The 19,778-nt window shown below is 67.4% G+C and carries 17 protein-coding genes and 1 riboswitch; of the genes, 4 read left to right on the plus strand and 13 right to left on the minus strand.

The window, feature by feature from the left end; translation table 11 throughout:
• Window positions 1-57: 57 nt before the first annotated feature.
• A complete protein-coding gene (locus IEZ15_RS33810) occupies window positions 58-837 on the minus strand; it encodes a CPBP family intramembrane glutamic endopeptidase (RefSeq protein WP_189280776.1) in 780 nt (259 codons plus the stop codon).
• Between the two features lie 184 nt (window positions 838-1,021).
• On the opposite strand from IEZ15_RS33810, the gene IEZ15_RS33815 reads away from it, so the two are divergent.
• Window positions 1,022-2,812, plus strand: a complete 1,791-nt coding sequence (locus IEZ15_RS33815; protein ID WP_189280763.1) for a substrate-binding and VWA domain-containing protein — start codon at window positions 1,022-1,024, stop codon at window positions 2,810-2,812.
• A gap of 51 nt (window positions 2,813-2,863) precedes the next feature.
• Here IEZ15_RS33815 and IEZ15_RS33820 read toward each other — a convergent pair whose 3' ends face one another.
• Window positions 2,864-4,369 carry a glutamate-cysteine ligase family protein gene (locus IEZ15_RS33820; RefSeq protein ID WP_189280764.1) on the minus strand — a complete coding sequence of 502 codons (1,506 nt, stop codon included), beginning with the start codon at window positions 4,367-4,369 and terminating at the stop codon, window positions 2,864-2,866.
• 483 nt (window positions 4,370-4,852) lie between these two features.
• Between IEZ15_RS33820 and IEZ15_RS33825 the strand changes: the two genes are divergently transcribed.
• A complete protein-coding gene (locus IEZ15_RS33825; protein WP_114243398.1) occupies window positions 4,853-5,446 on the plus strand; it encodes a hypothetical protein in 594 nt (197 codons plus the stop codon).
• A gap of 323 nt (window positions 5,447-5,769) precedes the next feature.
• Complete coding sequence (locus tag IEZ15_RS33830; protein WP_114243399.1) at window positions 5,770-5,976, plus strand: DUF5999 family protein; 207 nt, start codon at window positions 5,770-5,772, stop codon at window positions 5,974-5,976.
• A gap of 85 nt (window positions 5,977-6,061) precedes the next feature.
• Here the strand turns inward: IEZ15_RS33830 and gcvP are convergent, their stop codons facing one another.
• Window positions 6,062-8,947, minus strand: coding sequence for an aminomethyl-transferring glycine dehydrogenase (gcvP, locus tag IEZ15_RS33835; RefSeq protein ID WP_189280766.1), 2,886 nt, complete (start codon window positions 8,945-8,947; stop codon window positions 6,062-6,064).
• A 194-nt stretch (window positions 8,948-9,141) separates the two neighbouring features.
• Window positions 9,142-9,238: riboswitch (glycine riboswitch) on the minus strand.
• Between the two features lie 113 nt (window positions 9,239-9,351).
• Here gcvP and IEZ15_RS33840 point away from each other — a divergent pair.
• Complete coding sequence (locus IEZ15_RS33840; RefSeq protein ID WP_114248877.1) at window positions 9,352-9,720, plus strand: PRC-barrel domain-containing protein; 369 nt, start codon at window positions 9,352-9,354, stop codon at window positions 9,718-9,720.
• On the opposite strand, the gene IEZ15_RS33845 is transcribed toward IEZ15_RS33840, so the two are convergent.
• From IEZ15_RS33845 to clsA, 10 genes are all read right to left on the minus strand, one after another.
• On the minus strand, window positions 9,645-11,105 hold the full coding sequence (locus IEZ15_RS33845; protein WP_189280767.1) for a DNA polymerase IV: 1,461 nt from the start codon (window positions 11,103-11,105) through the stop codon (window positions 9,645-9,647). The genes IEZ15_RS33840 and IEZ15_RS33845 overlap by 76 nt on opposite strands.
• A 57-nt stretch (window positions 11,106-11,162) precedes the next feature.
• On the minus strand, window positions 11,163-11,780 hold the full coding sequence (locus IEZ15_RS33850) for a MerR family transcriptional regulator (protein WP_189280768.1): 618 nt from the start codon (window positions 11,778-11,780) through the stop codon (window positions 11,163-11,165).
• A gap of 168 nt (window positions 11,781-11,948) precedes the next feature.
• On the minus strand, window positions 11,949-12,422 hold the full coding sequence (locus IEZ15_RS33855; RefSeq protein WP_006123076.1) for a bifunctional nuclease family protein: 474 nt from the start codon (window positions 12,420-12,422) through the stop codon (window positions 11,949-11,951).
• Between the two features lie 53 nt (window positions 12,423-12,475).
• The gene (gene ftsR / locus IEZ15_RS33860; RefSeq protein WP_189280769.1) at window positions 12,476-13,219 is read right to left on the minus strand and encodes a transcriptional regulator FtsR; all 744 of its coding nucleotides are present in this window, start codon (window positions 13,217-13,219) and stop codon (window positions 12,476-12,478) included.
• Window positions 13,220-13,236: 17 nt separating this feature from the next.
• Window positions 13,237-14,025, minus strand: coding sequence for an FHA domain-containing protein (locus IEZ15_RS33865; RefSeq protein ID WP_114243404.1), 789 nt, complete (start codon window positions 14,023-14,025; stop codon window positions 13,237-13,239).
• Window positions 14,026-14,215: 190 nt separating this feature from the next.
• On the minus strand, window positions 14,216-15,004 hold the full coding sequence (locus IEZ15_RS33870; RefSeq protein ID WP_189280770.1) for a DUF881 domain-containing protein: 789 nt from the start codon (window positions 15,002-15,004) through the stop codon (window positions 14,216-14,218).
• 5 nt (window positions 15,005-15,009) lie between these two features.
• A complete protein-coding gene (locus tag IEZ15_RS33875) occupies window positions 15,010-15,342 on the minus strand; it encodes a small basic family protein (protein WP_003970459.1) in 333 nt (110 codons plus the stop codon).
• Window positions 15,339-16,262 carry a DUF881 domain-containing protein gene (locus IEZ15_RS33880; RefSeq protein WP_189280771.1) on the minus strand — a complete coding sequence of 308 codons (924 nt, stop codon included), beginning with the start codon at window positions 16,260-16,262 and terminating at the stop codon, window positions 15,339-15,341. The genes IEZ15_RS33875 and IEZ15_RS33880 overlap by 4 nt, the downstream gene beginning before the upstream one ends.
• 98 nt (window positions 16,263-16,360) lie before the next feature.
• Window positions 16,361-18,856, minus strand: coding sequence for a mannose-1-phosphate guanyltransferase (locus tag IEZ15_RS33885; protein WP_189280772.1), 2,496 nt, complete (start codon window positions 18,854-18,856; stop codon window positions 16,361-16,363).
• 115 nt (window positions 18,857-18,971) lie between these two features.
• The gene (gene clsA, locus IEZ15_RS33890) at window positions 18,972-19,580 is read right to left on the minus strand and encodes a cardiolipin synthase ClsA (protein ID WP_189280773.1); all 609 of its coding nucleotides are present in this window, start codon (window positions 19,578-19,580) and stop codon (window positions 18,972-18,974) included.
• Between the last annotated feature and the right edge of the window lie 198 nt (window positions 19,581-19,778).

Below are 19,778 nucleotides of genomic sequence, written 5' to 3' on the forward strand. Positions count from 1 at the left end.
AGGACCACTCCCGTGCGCCCCCGTCGGCGAACACCACACAGCGACGTCCCACCCCACTCACGGCGTGGGCAGCCACCCCACCTTCCCCGCCAGCAGGGCGTAACCGACAAATGCCCCGATGTCGAGCAGCGCATGCGCCGCGACCAGCGGACCGACCCGGCCCCAGCGCCGGTACAGCAGCACGAAGACAACACCCATCACCATGTTGCCGATGAAGCCGCCGATACCCTGATACAGGTGGTACGAGCCACGCAGCACCGAACTCGCCACCAGGGCCGCCATCGGCGTCCACCCCAACTGCCCGAGTCTGCGAAGCAGATACCCGACGACGATCACTTCCTCCACCACGGAGTTCTGGAGCGCGGAAAGGATCAGGACCGGGAATTTCCACCACACATCGGGCAGTGATTCCGGGACCACGGTCAGATTGAAGCCGGCCGCCCGCGCCACCAGATAGAAGGCAAGTCCGGCACTTCCGATACCCGCCGCGACCATCGTGCCGCGCCCCAGATCCGCCCATGGCCCGGTCCGGTCGAAACCGATGGCTCGCAGGCCGGCCCCCTCCCTCATCAACAGATGCGCGACGAGGGCGACGGGCACCAGAGCCGTCGCGATTCCGAAGAGCTGCCAGGCGAGATCCAGCCATGGACGCCCCGGTGCGTACGAACTGTTGAGCGTCGCGGCCTGTTCTTTCAAACCCCCTGGTTTCGTCAGTGATCCGACAAAACTGATCAGGGCAGACACCCCGCTGGCGCCCAGTGAGAGAGCCAGTACCAGCACCGTTTCAGACCGCAAGATCCGTCGCGACACAGCCTCTTGGGCGAAAGATTCAGCCACGTACCCCGCCTCCACCTGTACACCTGCCTTGAGTTGTGCATTCACGCCCCATCCCGCTCCCCGTCCCGCTAAGGTCTCGAATACAGGTACGAAGATCATGCGCGACAGGCCGGGGGACACCCGCCATTGGCGATGGTGTGGTCCCCCTTTTCCTTGTTCATCCTCAAGGAGGGGCACCACCGTCATGGGACGTCACAGCTTGCCCGACGACTACGCGACCGAGGGGAGCGGGGATGGTCCGCCGCCGCGCCGTCGGCGGACCGTAGCAATCGCGACCACGCTCGTCCTCGCGGTGGCGGCGGGAACGGCGGTCGCGGTGCAGGGCGGCCTGCTGTCGTTCTCGAAGTCCTGCGAGGACTCCGCCGTACGCCTTTCCATGATGGCCTCACCGGACATCGCCCCCGCCGTACGTGCCGTCGCCGACAAGGCGCGCAAGGACCACCTGAAATCCGACGGCCGCTGTCTGTACGTGCGGGTGGTGGCCCGCGATTCCTACAAGGTCGCCGATGCTCTCTCCTCCGGCACCCGTACCCCGGACTACCAGATCTGGCTGCCCGACTCCGACCTCTGGCTCGACCGGGCCAAGGGCTCCGGTGACGGCATCCCGATCACCCCCGGCGATTCCGTCGCCTCCTCCCCCGTCACCCTGGCCACGGTGCCGTCGGCGGCCAAGAGCCTCGGCTGGCCGAAGAAGAAGTACTCCTGGGCCGAGTTGACGGCCGCGGCCATGGACTCGGACAAGGTGCGTCTCGGCGCGGCCGACCCGGCACGCAGTGCCACCGGCCTGCTCGCGCTCTCCAGCATCGGCGCTTCCTCCGAGAAACAGGGCGGCGACAGCGACACCGGAGTCGCGGCGACTGCCAAGCTGCTGGCGCAGCGTATGTCGGACGGTGACACCCAGGTGCTCGAAACGCTGACGCAGGACGATTCGGGCGCCGAGCAGGGCAGTCCGGAGCGCAACCAGGCGGTGCTCCTCTCCGAGCAGGCCGCGTTCGCCCACAACGCGGAGTCGACCGACGGTGGAAGGCTCGATCTCTTCTACCCCAAGGACGGCACCCCGCTGCTCGACTATCCGTACACGCTGGTGAACGAGACCAGGATGAGCACCTCCGAGGGCCGGGCGGCCCTGCGGTTCATGACACTGCTGAATGAGCCGGGCGCGCAAACCATCCTGAAGGAGCACGGCTTCAGAAACGTCGACGGGACGGCCGGGGAGTCGGTGGTCGCATCGGCGGGCGGCAGGAAGCCCCAGCCGTACGCCACCGCGGCCGCCGCAGCGCCGTCCGCCGAGGCGCTCCAGCAGACGCTCGGCATGTGGACGATCACGGTGCAGAGCGCCCGGCTGACGACGGTCGTCGATGCCTCGGGTTCGATGGCCACGATCGTGCCGGGGCGCGACCAGTCCCGGATGGACGTCACGAAGGCGTCCCTGATCCAGGCCCTCAACCAGTTCACCCCGAACGACGAGATCGGGCTCTGGGAGTTCGCCACCACGCTCGACGGCGACAAGGACTACCGCAAGCTGATGCCGACGAGCCGACTCGGGGACCCGGCGAAGGGCGGCGGCACCCACCGCGAGAGGCTCGCCGCGGCCTTCTCCGCGCTGCAGCCGGTGCCAGGCGGCGCGACCGGTCTGTACGACACCACTCTGGCCGCGTACAAGGATGCCCAGGCAACGTATGTGAAGGGCAAGTTCAACGCTGTGGTGATCCTCACCGACGGCTCGAACCAGGACAACCGCTCCATCTCCCGCAGTGCCCTGGTCGCGGAACTGAAGCGGATCGCCGACCCGGAACGTCCGGTGCCGCTCCTCGCCATCGCGGTCGGCCCCGAGGCCGACCGCGAAGAGGTGAACGAGATGGCGAAGGTCACCGGCGGCGGGGGCTACCAGGTCACCGACCCTGCCGAGATCCAGGCCGTGATTCTGCAGGCCGTCATGACGGCCGGGCAGAGCAACCACGCCGCCCAGGAGTAACGCCCGGCGCGGTCGGGAACGGCAGCGGTTGGCGGCGCCCGCCACGACGGGTCACAGTGCGGGGACACCCGTCGGCCAGTTGTGCACGGACTCGCCGCTGTGCATCAGCTCGGCGTACCGGCGGGTGGTCGCGGCCAGTGCCGCATGCCGGTCGAGTCCGGCCTCCCGTGCCCGGTGGTAAGTGTCCACCTGCCAGGACGCTCCATTCACCCGCCGCCTGCAGCGCTCCTCGATGACCCCGAGGTAGCGGTCGCGGTCCGCGGGCTCGATGTTCCAGGCATCGAGCCCCGCAGCGGCCAGCGGCAGCAATTCGTCCCGTACGAGCTTGACCGCCGGCACCCGGGTCAGCCCGCCCGAACGGCCGGGACGGGGCCAGATCAGTTCCGCGTCGATTCCGTGGCGGCAGGCGGTGTCGAAGTTCTCGGCCGCTGCTGCGAACGGGAGCCTGGTCCACACCGGACGGGATTCCTCGGCGAGCGCCCGCACGAGCCCGTAGTAGAGGGCGGCGTTGGCAATCACATCGGTGACGGTGGGGCCGGCGGGCAGGACCCGGTTCTCCACCCGCAGATGGGGTACGCCGTCGGCCAGCCCGTACACGGGCCGGTTCCAGCGGTAGACCGTGCCGTTGTGGAGCACGAGCTCCTGCAGCCGCGGCACCCCGCCGTCGTCGAGCACCCGCAGCGGGTCCTCCTTGTCACAGATCGGCAGCAGCGGGGGAAAGTAACGCAAATTCTCCGCGAAGAGCTCGTACGCCGAGCCGACCCACCGCTCGCCGAACCAGGTTCTGGGCCGCACCCCCTGGTTCTGGAGCTCGGGCGGCCTGGTGTCCGTGGCCTGCTGGAAGAGCGGCGGCCGCGATTCCCGCCACAGTTCCCTGCCGAGCAGGAAGGGCGAGTTGGCGCCGAGGGCGATCTGGATCCCGGCGACGGCCTGGGCCGCGTTCCATACGGCCGCGAAGCGCGCCGGTGTCACCTGCAGATGCAGCTGGACCGATGTGCAGGCGGCCTCGGGAGTGATCGAGGAGGAGGTAGAGACCAATCGTTCCACCCCTTGGATATCGAGGGAGAAATCCTCGCCCCGCGCAGCCACCATTTGATCATTCAGCAGTGCGTAGCGGTCCACGTCCGAGAGGTTCGCCGCAACGAGGTCCTGACGGCCCAGGGTGGGCAGAATTCCGATCATCATGATCCCGGCATCGACCTCGCCCGCCTTCCGATGGGCATATCCGAGGCCGGTCCTGAGCTCTTCCGCCAGCTGATCGAAAACGCGTCCGTCCAGGTGGTGCGGGACTATGTTCACCTCCAAATTGAACATCCCGAGTTCGGTCTGGAAATCACGGCTCGCGATGCGCGGGAGCACCTCCCCATTCATCATCTTCGGCATGCCGTCGGCGCCTGCCAGATTCAGCTCGATCTCCATGCCCATGAGGTTGCGGGGGCGGTCGAACCTCCGCTCCGCCAGGAGCCTCTCCAGCCCCTCCAGGCACTGGTGAAGCTTCCTCCGGTACTTCTGCCGATCGGACAGATCAAAGGCGCCCGCCACGACCTTCTCCCCCATCGAAGCGTCCCTCCCTCGAGTGGGCGGCCCGCGGCCCAGGCCGCTCGCGTCACGATCGATAATGCCCAGGCCGGGTGATCCATAACGCCCCCAGGAACGCCGCGCACCCAGTAATCTGAGGGCGGCCGTCCGGGGCACATTCCCTCGGCATGGAGCAGTGCGCAGTTCCACGGCCCGGCGCACAGTGAAAACGCCGACGCGTTTCGGCCGACCGCGTCCAGGGAAAAATCCCTGGCGGTGGCTGCGCCGCTGACGACGAATCAGCAGAAACTCCGCATAATAAAGTCCTGATACCGCCTTGTCGGCAATAGCTGCGACGGCTAGTGGAATCACTGCGTGAACACGTGTCGTATAAACTTCGCGGACGAGGCAGAGAGTTGACGCACCGGCCCAGTCACCGGCCTCCTCTGGCCCCGCACGCCGACAGCGCCGTCTGCACCCGCCCACGCATCACCGTGTCTCCGAAGTGAGAGGCGACCCACTATGCCGCTTCATGTTCCCCCGGCTCCCGCGCCCGCTCTGCGCAGCGTTCTCGCGGCACTCGGTTCACCCACCGCAGTCCGCGAGGCCCGCACACCTGCCCTCCGAGCCGCCCAGGGACCGCTGAGCCCCGAACTCCCGCTTCCCGTCCATGTACTGGACCGGATCGGCCCGAACGGACTCGCACCCGCCACTCGGCTTGCCGCGTGGCGGTTCCTGATCCGCAGCTCGGAGCAGGCCGTCGCCGCGGCAGACACCATGCTCACTCCGGACGGCTGGACCTTCTCGCACTTCTTCGAGGGCCCCTACATCGCCTCGACCGAACTCGCCGTGCGCCAGGCCGAGACGGTGACACCGCACTACCAGCCACGGCTGCTGTCCATCCCGGAGCTCTACATGCTGGCGCTGTGGCTGCACGCCGACACCGAGGCCGACGCCTCCGGCGGGGCACTCGCCCCCGTCGATCTCCTGGTACCGCTGGCACCCGCACCGCCGGGAATCGCGGCGCATCGCCCGCACCGGGTCGCCGATCTGCTCCGCGTGATGACGCTGCGCATCACCCCGGGCACCGGCCCCCTGCTCGGATCACCGGCCTGAAGACGGCCGCATCCCACATCACCGCGCTGTGCCCCGCCACGTCCCTGGTGGTGGGGCACAGCGCTGCGGGGTGCACATCCTGCCCATCTGGACTAGCCCGGTCCGGCCACCCCGAACCACCCGAAGTGACAGTGCAGTTGCGATGAACCGTCCGGCCGGGTGACACGTCCTTGGAGTAAGAAGAAGTGCTGCTGCGAAATCCCTGCGGAATGACGCCCGTGGGGCAACACTGGGACCGGACCGATCGATCGATACGGGGGGCGGCCATGAACACCTCATCGAGCCGCAGGACATTCACCACAACGCAGCGAAAGAACCCATCCATGTGCCAGCACCAGCCACCATGCCCGACCGCCGACTCAGCCGACCGGGAGGCCGCCCGCCTGACGGCACACCATCCGGAACAGGGCTGGAGCCTGCTGTGCAACGGCGTCCTGCTCTTCGAGGACACCGGTGAGCTGCTCCCGGACGGGCAGATCATCGCCCCGCACCGGCCCCTTCAGGCCGGCCGGGTGGTGAGGGCCGCCTGACTGCGGCCGGTACGAACTGGGGCCGGCCCGGAGAACTCCGAACCGGCCCCGACGCATGCCCGCGTCACGCCCTACCGCTCATGCCTCAGTTGTCGTACTCGTCCAGCGGCGGGCAGGAGCAGACGAGGTTGCGGTCACCGAAGGCACCGTCGATCCGGCGCACCGGCGGCCAGTACTTGTCGGCGGCCGAGACGCCGGCCGGGAAGACGGCCACCTCACGGCTGTAGCCGTGGTCCCACTCCCCGCCCAGCATCGCCGCGGTGTGCGGAGCGTTGCTCAGCGGGTTGTCGTCCGCGCTCCACTCGCCGGAGGCCACCTTCTCGACCTCGCCACGAATGGCGATCATCGTGTCGCAGAATCGGTCGAGCTCCGCGAGGTTCTCGCTCTCGGTCGGTTCGATCATCAGCGTCCCGGCGACCGGGAACGACATGGTCGGCGAATGGAAGCCGTAGTCGATCAGACGCTTGGCAATGTCGTCGACGCTGACGCCGGTGGCCTTGGAGATCGGCCGCAGGTCCACGATGCACTCGTGCGCGACGAGCCCGGCCGGGCCGTTGTACAGGATCGGGTAGTGCGGTTCGAGACGCTTGGCAATGTAGTTGGCGGCGAGTACGGCGACCTGCGTCGCACGCTTCAGACCCTCCCCGCCCATCAGGCGTACGTACGCCCAGGAGATGGGGAGAATACCGGCCGAGCCCCACGGGGCGGCCGAAATCGGTCCGACACCGGTCTCGGGGCCCGCCGCGGGCTGCAGCGGGTGGTTCGGCAGGTACGGCGCAAGGTGCGCGCGGACACCGACCGGGCCGACGCCGGGACCGCCGCCGCCGTGCGGGATGCAGAAGGTCTTGTGCAGGTTCAGGTGCGAGACGTCGCCGCCGAACCGTCCCGGCTTGGCGAGGCCGACCAGCGCGTTGAGGTTGGCACCGTCGACGTAGACCTGACCGCCGGCGTCGTGCACCTCGGCGCAGATGTCGGCGACGTGCTCCTCGAACACACCGTGCGTCGACGGGTACGTGATCATGAGCACGGCGAGCTCGTCGCGGTGCTTCTCGATCTTGGCGCGGAGGTCCTCGATGTCGACCTCGCCGTCGTCGGCGGTCTTCACCACGACGACCTTCATGCCGGCCATCACGGCGCTGGCGGCGTTGGTGCCGTGCGCGGAGGACGGGATGAGGCAGATGGTCCGCTGGTCGTCGCCGTTGGCCCGGTGGTACGCACGCACGGCCAGGAGGCCTGCGAACTCGCCCTGCGATCCGGCGTTCGGCTGGATCGAGACCGCGTCGTACCCGGTGACCTCGGCAAGGCGCTCCTCAAGCTCACGAATGAGGGTGAGGAAGCCCTGCGCCTGCTCGGCCGGCGCGAAGGGGTGCAGTGCGCCGAACTCGGGCCAGGTGATCGACTCCATCTCGGTGGTCGCGTTCAGTTTCATGGTGCAGGAGCCGAGCGGGATCATTCCGCGGTCCAGGGCGTAGTCCCGGTCGGCGAGCCTGCGCAGGTAGCGCAGCATCGCGGTCTCGGAACGGTGCTGGTGGAAGACCGGGTGGGTGAGGATCTCGTCGGTGCGCAGCAGGCCCTCGGGCAGCGCGTCGGCAGTCGCGGCGTCCAGTGCCTCGATGTCCCCGTCGGCGCCGAAGGCGGCCCAGACTGCGGCGATCTGCGTACGCGTGGTGGTCTCGTCGCAGGCGAGGGAGACCAGGTCTGCGTCGACGAGCCGCAGATTGACACCGCGCTCGCGGGCGTCGGCCACGACATCGGCGGCCTTCCCCGGGACACGCACGGTGAGCGTGTCGAAGTAGGCGCCGGTCACGACGTCGATGCCGGAGGCGCGCAGGCCCTCGGCCAGGATCGTCGCGTAGCGGTGGGTGCGCTGAGCGATCGTCCGCAGCCCGTCCGGGCCGTGGTAGACGGCGTACATCCCGGCCATGACAGCGAGCAGCACCTGAGCGGTACAGATGTTGCTGGTGGCCTTCTCGCGGCGGATGTGCTGCTCGCGGGTCTGCAGGGCCAGCCGGTATGCCTTGTTGCCGTCCGCATCGACGGAAACGCCGACGAGGCGGCCCGGCAGGCTGCGGGCGAACTTCTCGCGTACGGCCATGAAGCCGGCGTGCGGTCCCCCGAAGCCCATCGGTACACCGAAGCGCTGCGTGGTACCGACCGCGATGTCCGCGCCCAGGTCGCCCGGTGAGGTGAGCAGGGTCAGGGCCAGCAGATCGGCGGCGACCGTGACGATCGCACCGAGCTCGTGGGCCTGATCGATGACGGGCTTGATGTTCCGTACCGCCCCGGAGACGCCCGGGTACTGCACCAGGACACCGAAGACGCCGCGCTCGGCGATCTCCGCCGGGATGCCGTCGGAGAGGTCGGCGACGACGACCTCGACACCGGTCGGCTCGGCGCGGGTCTCGATGACGGCGATCGTCTGCGGCAGAGCATCGGCGTCGACCAGGAAGACACCGTTCTTGACCTTGCCGACACGCCGCGAGAGCGCCATGGCCTCGGCGGCCGCGGTGCCCTCGTCGAGCAGGGAGGCGCCGGAGGTGGGCAGCCCGGTCAGCTCGGCGACCATCGTCTGGAAATTGAGGAGCGCCTCCAGACGGCCCTGCGAGATCTCCGGCTGGTACGGCGTGTAGGCCGTGTACCAGGCGGGGTTCTCCATGACGTTGCGGAGGATCACCGGCGGGGTGAAGGTGCCGTAGTAGCCGAGCCCGATCATCGGGGCCAGCACCTGGTTGCGGTCGGCGAGGGAGCGCAGCTCTGCCAGGACCTCGGCCTCGGTGCGGGCGGTCGGCAGCTGCAGCGCCTCCGCGCTCTTGATGACATCGGGCACCGCTGCCGCGGTCAGCTCGTCCAGCGAGCCGTAACCAATCTGAGCGAGCATCTTCGACTGCGACTCCGCATCGGGACCGATGTGGCGCTGTTCGAACGGAATGCCCTGCTCCAGCTGGGAGAGCGGAGTGCGACGGGGGGTCATGGTGGAGGCCTCCTGGTCTGTCACGACCTGCGAGGGGCACCACGGCGCGGGTGCCCGAACGGCCTCCCCCTCTGTCATCTCAACCTGAGAGCTTCACCGGCGCGCCCTGCGGCGTACCGGCTTTCACCGTCGGTGAGGAAGGGAACCGCGCCGGCACTCGGCCGCACGAAACCCGCCCTGCTTTCCAGAGTGACCTCGTCCGTGCGGTACGGGGGCCTGAGAGATTCCGGGGAGGATTTGCTCCTTCGGCGCCTTCGGATTCGCTCCGGAGGACTCTCCCGCACGGGGTCAGCAGCCGTCACCAGCCTACCAGCGGGGTTCGCGGCGGAATTCTCGAGTGGCCAACCCCTCGGATCTGCACTTCTGTAGTGCTTGTGGAGTAGCCGCGACCAGTGGGAGGGACCGTGCAGACCGACATCGATCCGCGCAGCCTGATCGGCCGCAAAGCATTCGACCGCAAGGGCACCAAGATCGGAACCGTGGACGAGGTGTACCTCGACGACGCGACCGGTGTGCCCGAGTGGGCGGCCGTGCGTACCGGACTGTTCAGCCGGGACGCGTTCGTCCCGCTGGAACCCAGCGAATTCGTGGAGGATTCGCTCCACGTCCCCTTCGACCGTGCACTGATCAAGGACGCACCAGACTTCGGTGTAGGCCGCCATCTCTCACCGGAGCAGGAACTCCAGCTCTACCGGCACTACGGTCTGGACTCCCCGCCCGAGGAGACCGGACCGGACAGGGATTTCGGCAGACTGGCCGGCCAGGACGAGTAATCCACCGGGTTCCGCACCAGCGGCAGCGGTGCGGCCGGCTGCAGTTCCGGATCGTCGATGCGGAACGTACGCACCCGGCCGGGCGCCGATTCGGGTTCCTCGAACCGCACCGTCACCCGGCCGACACCACTGCCCTGCACCCAGCCGTGGCCGTAGGTGTCATGACGTACGTCATGACCGGCGGGCCAGCGCCGTGCGGCCGGCTGCTCGGCGGTCTCCCGGGTCTCCTCCCGCGCACCGTCCACCAGTTTGTCCCCGTCGCCCCCCGCCGCTGTCTCCTCCTCGGCCGCTTCCCCGGTTGCGGCCTGCTCACCGGCGGCCTGGGCGAAGAGGTCTTCCTGCGTGTAGTCGGCAAGCCCCGTGACACCCACCCCCAGGAGCCGTACCCCTCCGGTGGTGTCCACGGCCTCCAGGAGCCGTGCGGCGGCCTCCCGGACCACTGCCGGGTCGTCCGTGGGCCCACGCAGCGTCTCGGACCTCGTGAGCGTGGAGAAGTCGTACCGCCGTACCTTCAGCACCACCGTCCGCCCGGACCGCCCCGCGCCCCGCAGTCGCTGGACGCATCGGTCGGCCAGCCGTTCCACCTCCGTCCTGACCCGCACCCGGTCGTGCAGATCCGCGTCGAAAGTGTCCTCCACCGACACCGATTTCGCGTCCCGCTCCGCTACCACGGGCCGGTCGTCGTACCCGAACGCCATGCGGTGCAGCGAGCCGCCGTGCGCCTTCCCCAGCAGGCGTACGAGCTCCGCCTCACCCGCCTCGACCAGGTCATTGACCCGGGTCATCCCGGCGCGGCGCAGATGGTCCGCCGTCGCGGGCCCGACGCCGGGGAGGATCCGTACCGACATGGGCGCGAGCAGCTCCCGCTCCGTCCCCGGCTCTATGAGCAGCAGCCCGTTCGGTTTCGCCTCCTCGGAAGCGATCTTGGCCAGCATCTTGGAACCGGCGAGCCCGACCGAGCCGGTGAGCCCTGTGACCGCCTTGATGGCCGTACGCAGTTGCTCACCGATCTCCAGCGCGGAAGCGGTGTCATCGGCCGTGCCACCCGCTTCGAGGTCCACAAAGGCCTCGTCCAGGCTGAGCGGCTCCACCAGCGGGGAGAGCCGTCCCAGCAGCTCCATCACCTGGTCACTGACCGTCCGGTACAGCAGGAAGCGGGGCACCAGATAGGCCGCGTTGGGAGCCAGCCGCCGCGCCTGCGCCATGGGCATCGCCGAGTGCACCCCGAAGCGCCGCGCCTCGTACGACGCGGTGGCGACGACTCCGCGCGGTCCCAGCCCGCCCACCACGACCGGTTTGCCGCGCAGGCTGGGCTTCGCCGCCTGCTCGGCAGAGGCGTAGAAGGCATCCATGTCCAGGTGCAGGATGGTGGGCGCGGCTCTCACATCAATCGATGCTGCCCTACGGCACTGACAATCGCCGCGCCCGGTTCCCCGGCCGGGTCAGCCGGCGCGGTTGCGTCGACGCGCGAGCTCATCGGTGGGGTTGTTCCCGACCAGCGTCTCGCCGGTGTCCACCCGCTCACCGTGCAGCTGTGACAGGGCGGCGTCGACGTCCTGCCACACCACACCCACGGCGATACCGAAGACCCCCTGGCCGCCCTGGAGCAGATCGACGACCTCGTCGGGCGAGGAGCACTCGTAGACCGTCGCCCCGTCGCTCATCAGCGTCATCCGCTCAAGATCCTGGAAACCGCGGGCCCGCAGATGCTGAACCGTGGTGCGGATGTTCTGCAGGGCGACGCCCGTGTCCAGGAAACGCTTCACGATCTTCAGCAGGACGACGTCCCGGAAGCTGTAGAGCCGCTGTGTGCCCGAGCCGTATGCCGGACGCACGCTCGGCTCGACCAGCCCCGTGCGCGCCCAGTAGTCGAGCTGCCGATAGGTGATCCCCGCGGCCGCGCAAGCTGTCGGCCCTCGATAGCCGATGTCGTTGGCCGATGCCACGCCGCCCCCCGCCACCGCCGCCGGTTCAACCGGTTGCCTGATGGTGTGGCCGGCTGTACTCCCCTGCTGCGGATACGGCCCACCCGCTGCCGTACCGTCGCCGCTGCTTCTCACGCCGACCTCCGTCCTTGACCTGCCACCTCGAAGGTAGGCAGTCACTCGGGGTGCGTCAACGATCGCCACACTCGGCACGCCGAGTGATAATCACCCTGAGAGTGGTTTCCCGAGTCTCGCAAGCGGGAAAGGCTTGTCGGATGCGCTGACTGCGACCCCGTAGAACGGTTACTGACTGTTGGTACCGAAGTCCTCCGGTGAGATCTGGTCGAGGAACTCGCGGAATTTCTCCACCTCGTCCTCCTGCTCGTCCGGGATGGCGATGCCGGCATCGTCGAGCACCCCGTCACTGCCGTAGATCGGCGTTCCGGTGCGCAGTGCGAGCGCTATGGCGTCGGACGGCCGCGCGCTCACCTCGACCCCGCTGGCGAAGACCAGCTCCGCGTAGAAGACCCCTTCCCGAAGGTCCGTGATACGGACCTCGGTGAGCTCCTGGCCGACGGCCTCAAGCACATCCTTGAAGAGATCATGGGTCAGCGGCCTGGCCGGAGCCATGCCCTGCTGGGCGAAGGCGATCGCGGTCGCCTCACCAGGACCGATCCAAATGGGGAGGTACCGGTCGCCTCCCACTTCACGCAGGAGCACGATCGGTTGGTTGGAGGGCATTTCCACCCGGACACCCACAACGTCGAGCTCGTTCACACAGCAACCCTAGGACGTGCTCGGCAGGTTTGGGTAGTCGGGCACCGACGTGATCAGTGGAGCCGGACCCGCAGAGCGGTCTGCACAAGCGCCGAATGAAGCCGCACGGACAGCTCTGCGAGCTCCCTCGCGGTGGCCTCCGCATGTGTCCTGGTCTGCGGATTCCGGTGTCGGCGCAGGGGCGCGACCACCTGCTCGATAAGTCCCGCCTCACGGTCTGCGGCCGCCCGAATGGCACGCAGGTGACGTGGTTCCAGACCGAATCGACCCAGATCCGCCACAAGCTTGGCCACCGTGACCATTTCCGCGTCGTAACCGCCCTCGGTGGTCGGAGTGACCAAGCCGTACGACTCCCACTCATCCAGGTCACTTTCGGTGACCTCGGCGGCCGCCAGCAGCTCGGCACGGCCGATGCGGGCCGCGGTCGCCCGTCCGGGACCGGCGCCCCAGCCGCCGTCGGTCGGATCCCGCGGGTCGCCCCCGGACGGCAGGGCGGACTGTTCGCCCCGGGCGAGGGCATCCAGATGCTCTCGAATGACCTTCAGCGGGAGGTAGTGGTCCCGCTGCATGCGCAGCACCTGAGCCAGCCGCTCCACGTCGGCCCCACGGAACTTGCGATAGCCGGAGGGGGTCCGCTGCGGCTCGATGAGACCTTCGGCCTCCAGGAAGCGGATCTTGGAGATCGTGACTTCCGGAAACTCGTCCCGCAGTTGCAGGAGCACCGTGCCGATACTCATCGGGCGGTCGTCGGCGGTGGCGGTGCCGTGACCGGCACCGCCCGTCGGTGTTCTCAGCATGGACCTTCCCTGACGGGTCAGATGCCCCGCTGGCTCGCGTAGAAGACCAGCCGGTACTTGCCGATCTGCACTTCGTCACCGTTGGACAGGGCGACGGAGTCGATGCGCTCGCGGTTGACGTAGGTGCCGTTCAGGCTGCCCACGTCCCCGACCGTGAAGCTGCCGTCGGGGCTCCTGTGGAACTCCACATGCCGCCGCGACACCGTCACGTCGTCGAGGAAGATGTCGCTCTGCGGATGGCGGCCGGCTGTGGTCAGCTCACCGTCCAGCAGGAAGCGGCTGCCGGAGTTCGGACCACGTCGCACCACCAGGAGTGCCGAGCCGAGCGGAAGCGCATCGACTGCGGCCTGCGCCTCGGGCGACAGGGACGGTACGGGCGTCTGCCCGGTGGTCTCTGCCTCGTATGCCTCAAGACCGGAGATGGAGATGGTCGAGGTCGTCTCCGAGGCACGCTCGGGAATTCCACCCCTCAGCGGCGCGCCGCAGTTGGAGCAGAAGCGACTGGCCTCGGCGTTGCGATGCCCGCACCTCGTACAGACCGGCATGGACGAACCCTCCTGCCTCGGGGTGAACCCTCCACCCGTACTTGAGGTTGACGGTTCCGAGAAACCTATGCGGCCGGCACCGGCAGGGTCAACAGACGACGCGCCGGAAGCGCCCGAATTGTCACTGCCCGAACCGGACACCTGATCGCGGAAGAGCGGGCGCTCCGAGCCCTGCTCCTCTGCCTGGCCATGGCGCGGTGCGCGATGGCGGGCAGCTTCATCGCGAGCGCTCTTGCCGAACAACTTCCCAAACAACTTCACGGGCGATTCCCCTTGACCGAAATAGACCCGCCCGTGGGGCAGGACGAACCCTGAACGAACACACCTGCCGACCCGGACATCTTCACAACGTCCGTATCCACTCGACAGTTTCCACCACGCACCACCATTACGATGCGGCGACCCCCCGCAACCTCCTGCCCGTGTCCTTCGACCCCTCCGTAACGCGGCCTCACGAGGATGACGACCGAGCGTAGCCAGGCCGCTTCGCCGGTCGCAAGACGTCCACGACGATGTCATCGGCCTGCTCCACATGCACGGTGGCCTGCTCCTTCTCCAATGTCTGCACCACACCGCCAGGGATGTTCAGCGCCGGCTCCAGATCCTGGGGCTTGCCGATCACCTTGAACACGTACGGCGCGGTGATCTTACGGCCGTCAACCTTGATGTTGCCGCCATCACCGGAGAAGAACGTATTGGCCACCACTCTCACTCCGTTGACCTCAATCGCCTCGGCACCCGCTGCACGCAACTCCTGCAGCGCGTCGAGCAGCATGTCCGCCTTGATCCCGTCTCCCGGGTCATTGACGGTGAGCGTGATCCCAGGCCCGTGTGCCGCCACGGTGCCCGCGAGAATACCGAGTTGCCGCTCCTTCTCCACCGTCTGCTTACGGGCCTCCTCAGCCTGGTCGGAGCTGTTCTCCAGCTCCGTACGCTGAGCGCCGAGACGCTGCTTCTCGTCCTCCAGACGCTGTGTTCGGTCGTCCAGCTCATCAAGAATGCGGACCAGGTCCTCCTGGCGGGCACCCCTCAGCGCGCTGTTGTCACTGTTCGAGCGCACCTGAATGGCCAGCCCGAGGCCGAGGACGAACAGCAGTACCGCGACAATGAGTTGGGCTCGCGTCACCCGCGGCGGCCACAGTCCGGCGATCAGCCGCTGCCGTCCGGTGAGCTCCTTGGCGGCGTCGGCCGGCTGTTCGCCGATGCGCCCCTTGTCGCTGGGAAGTTCTTCGTTGCTCATCGGCGTCAGGCCCGGAAGACGTGCCGACGGATGGCCGCGGCGTTGGAGAAGATCCGGATCCCGAGCACGACCACCACACCGGTGGAGAGTTGCGCTCCCACGCCCAGCTTGTCGCCCAGGAACACGATCAGTGCGGCCACGACGACGTTCGACAGGAACGACACGACGAACACCTTGTCTACGAAGATTCCGTCGAGCATGGCCCGCAGACCCCCGAAGACTGCGTCGAGGGCAGCAACGACGGCGATCGGAAGATAGGGCTCGACCACCGCCGGCACCTCGGGTCGGACCAGCAGTCCGACCACGACTCCCACGACGAGGCCCAGTACGGCGATCACGATGTGCCCTTCCCTGTGTCTGCCGCACCACTGCCGGTGTCTGCGGCCTTATAAGGCTCTGCTGTTCGTACGATCAGGCTCGGCGCAACCGGGAGGTTCACCTTCTCCTGGACGGACATGCTTGTCCGGATGTCGAAGGTGTCCTTGAGCGCCTGCAGATACTGGCCGTCAGCACTGTCCTGGAATGCGGCGCTGAGCTGCTTCCCGTTCCCCACCGCCAGCACCGTGTACGGCGGCACGAGCGGTCTGTTGTCGACCAGTATGGCGTCGCCGGCCGCACGGATCGCCGACAGGGCTGTCAGACGCTGCCCGTTGATCGCAATCGCTTCCGCACCGGACTGCCAGAGTCCATTGACGACCCGTTGCAGGTCCCGGTCGCGGACCCGCCCGGTGTCGGCGAATCCGCTGGTCTCCCTCGGCCCGCCACCGCCCTGGTCGGTGTCCTTGGCGTCGTCGACGACGAGTTTCACGCCGGGCCCCTCCACCGCGGTCGCCCCGGCGAGCAGTGCCACCAGCTCCCCCTGGTCCCCGCCGTGCTTCTCCAACGCCTTGCGCTGGCGTCTGCCCACGTCGTCCCGGAGCTTGTCGACCTGCGACTCAAGAGTGTCGGCTGCCGCCGTCTCCCCGTCGATACGATCGATCAACTCCTGGCGCTCCTTGGCGAGGACCGGCGCCGAGACACGTGCCTGCGCGGCCCCGAGTGTGACCACAAGTGCAGCAAGCACCAGACATGCGGCGAGGCCGAGTCTCGACTTGAGCGTGCGGGGCATGCCCGCGCTCCCGTCGGCCTTCCGACGCGCCGATGCCTCGGCGTATCCGTCGTCCAGGCTGTGATCCATCACATTGGTCAGCAGCGACATGGACGCATCAGGACGCGCAGGAGGTGAGGCGATACTCCGATCGGGGGGCTGCTGCGACATGCCGCACATCGTCGCACGTCACCACTGCTACCGCCGAATGGCCCCACCGGTGTGCCCAAAGGCGTCACTGGACGCCGCCGGGAACACCGGTGGAACCCTCAGTGACCTGCGCTCTCCACGACCGCCGCCCATTCGTCCAGCAGCGCCTGAGCGGAGGCGTCATCCGGACCCTCAGCCCACAAATGGGTGACCGCTTCGGCCGGGTCCGGCAGCACCATCACCCATCGCCCATCGGCCTCCACGACCCTTACACCGTCCGTCGTATCGACACTGCGGTCACCGGCGGCCTCCACGACCCGCCGCATGACCAAGCCCTTGACGGCCCAGGGTGTGGCCAGATCACGACGCAGGACATGGGCACGGGGAATACGGGCATCGATCTGGCTGAGAGTGAGCTGGGTCCTGGCGACGAGCCCGATGAGTCTCACGAAAGCAGCCGATCCGTCGAAAACGCTACTGAATTCGGGAACGATGAATCCACCGCGACCGTCTCCACCGAAGATGGTGCCTTCCTCACGTCCCACACGCGTCAGATCGTCGGGCGACGTCGTCGTCCATGCGACCTGCGTGCCGTGGTACGCCGCGACCTGCTCGGCGACCCGCGTCGTGGTCACCGGCAGCGCCACCCGCCCGCTGCGCCGCTCGGCCGCCACGAGGTCGAGCATCACCAGGAGCGCCCGGTCGTCCTCCACGATCCTGCCCCGTTCGTCGACCAGGGAGAGCCGCTCGCCCACCGGGTCGAACCGTACGCCGAACGCGGCCCGTGCCGAGGAGACGATCTCGCCCAACCGCACCAGTCCTGAGCGCCGGGTCTCGGCGGATTCGGTGGGCCGCGACTCGTCGAGGCCGGGGTTGATGGTCAACGCGTCCACGCCGAGCCTGCCCAGCAGGCTCGGCAGGACAAGCCCGGCACTGCCGTTGGAGGCGTCGACGACAACCTTGAGGCCCGCGTCGGCAATCCCCGCGGTGTCCACGTTCCGCAGCAGCGATCCGGTGTACGAGTCGAAGACGCTGGACGGAAAGTGCAGGTCCCCGATCTCCCCCGGGAAGGCACGGCGGTATTCCTGACGTGCGTAGACCCGGTCCAACTTCCGCTGCCGCGCCTGGGAGAGGTCCGCGCCCCGCTCGTCGAAGAACATGATGTCGACCGAGTCGGACACGCCGGGGGACGTACGGATCATGATCCCTCCGGCGCTGCCCCTCGCCGTCTGCTGGCGGGCGACGGGCAGCGGTACGTTCTCCAGGTCACGGACATCGATGGCACTGGCCTGGAGCGCCGAGATCACCGCTCTCTTCAGCGCCCGGGCGCCGCGGGAGTGGTCACGGGCGGTGGTGACCGTCGAGCCCTTCTTGAGGGTCGTGGCATAGGCTCCGGCGAGCCGGACCGCCAGCTCCGGCGTGATCTCGACGTTCAGGATCCCGGACACACCGCGGGCCCCGAAGAGGTGGGCCTGTCCGCGAGATTCCCAGATCACCGATGTATTGACGAAGGCGCCGGCCTCGATGGTCTTGAACGGGTAGACGCGAACATTGCCCTGAATGATCGATTCTTCACCGATCAGACATTCGTCTCCGATGACCGCGCCGTCCTCGATGCGGGCGGCCCGCATGACGTCGGTATTCTTACCGATCACGCATCCGCGCAGATTGCTGTGCTGGCCGATGTAGACGTTGTCGTGAACCACTGCCTTGTGCAGGAAAGCACCGCTTTTCACGACGACGTTCGACCCGATGACCGTGTGCTCGCGAATCTCCGCTCCGGCTTCCACCTTTGCGTAGTCCCCGATGTAGAGAGGTCCCCGCAGTACCGCGTCGGGATGTACTTCCGCGCCTTCCGCGACCCATACACCCGGCGAGATCTCGAAGCCGTCGATCTCGACGTCGACCTTGCGCTCAAGGACGTCTGCCTGGGCCTTCACATAGCTCTCGTGGGTACCGACATCCTCCCAGTAGCCCTCGGCGACATAGCCATAGATGGGCCTTCCTTCCTTCATGAGCTGTGGAAAGACGTCACCGGACCAGTCCACGGAGACGTCGGCCTCGACATAGTCGAACACCTCGGGTTCCATGACATAGATGCCCGTATTGACGGTGTCCGAGAAGACCTGGCCCCAGGTCGGCTTCTCCAGGAAACGCTCGACCTGGCCCGCCTCGTCCACGATAGTGATGCCGAATTCCAGAGGATTCGGCACACGAGTCAGGCACACTGTCACCAGCCCGCCCTTTTCCTTGTGGAAGGCGATGAGGTCGGTGAGATCGAAATCGGTTAGCGCGTCACCGGAAATAACGAGGAAGGTGTCGTCCTTCAGCGCTTCCTCGGCGTTCTTCACGCTTCCCGCAGTGCCGAGCGGTTTCTCCTCATTGGCATAACTGAGCTCCATCCCGAGCTCTTCGCCGTCCCCGAAGTAGTTCTTGACCAACGAGGCAAGAAACTGGACCGTTACGACGGTCTCATTGAGCCCGTGCCGCTTGAGCAGCCGAAGCACATGCTCCATGATCGGCCGATTGGCGACGGGCAGAAGCGGCTTGGGCATGCTTGAGGTCATGGGGCGAAGACGAGTGCCTTCGCCGCCAGCCATCACGACGGCCTTCATGTCGGAAACGTCCTCCTTGCAGAGACGACGGTTTAGCCGACTTCCGCCCGTCAGGGCACCACCCGGGTCATCAGCGGCGGGCCGGCCACACTGCTCGGCACCCGCATCAACGAGCTCAATCGGCTGCTACATCCGCCTTGACGAGCCGGCGGACCTGAACCACGTAGAGGATCCCTGCCCACCAATAGAGCGTTGTACCCCAACCTGCGAACGCCCATCCGAAAATGGCGGCCAGCGATGCAAGCCAACCACTTCCGTCGCTGAGCAGCAACAAGGGGAACGCGTACATCAAGTTGAACGTGGCAGCCTTGCCCAGAAAGTTCACCTGGGGCGGCGGATAGCCGTGGCGGCGAAGGATTCCCACCATCACGAGGAGCATCAGCTCGCGGGCCAGAAGTGCTGCGGTGAGCCAGAGCGGCAGGATCTCCCGCCAGGTCAGGCCGACGAGGGTCGAGAGGATGTAGAGGCGGTCTGCAGCAGGGTCCAGGAGCCGACCAAGGCTGCTGATCTGGTTCCACCGGCGGGCGAGCTTACCGTCGAGGTAGTCGCTGATGCCACTGAACATCAGCACCAGCAAGGCCCAGCCATCGCTTTGGGGGCCGCCGAACACAGGGCGAAGAATCAGCCACAGGAAAAGCGGAACCCCGACAAGGCGAGCCATGCTGAGGATGTTGGGGATGGTGAGTACCCGGTCCGTCTGAACCCGAGTCTCCTGGACCTCCACCCGGGGGCCTCCTGTGCGAAGAACGTGCCAATGATGCCCCCTGACCTTACCCTTGGCCACCGCCGGCCGGTGCACGGGGGTATCGCAAGACCTTGTGAACGCAGAAAAGCCCCGTGCCACAAGGGCACGGGGCTTTCCCGTAAAAGGAGTTCGGCGGCGTCCTACTCTCCCACAGGGTCCCCCCTGCAGTACCATCGG

The sequence above is a fragment of the Streptomyces atratus genome (assembly GCF_014648655.1).
Taxonomy (GTDB): Bacteria; Actinomycetota; Actinomycetes; order Streptomycetales; family Streptomycetaceae; genus Streptomyces; species Streptomyces atratus.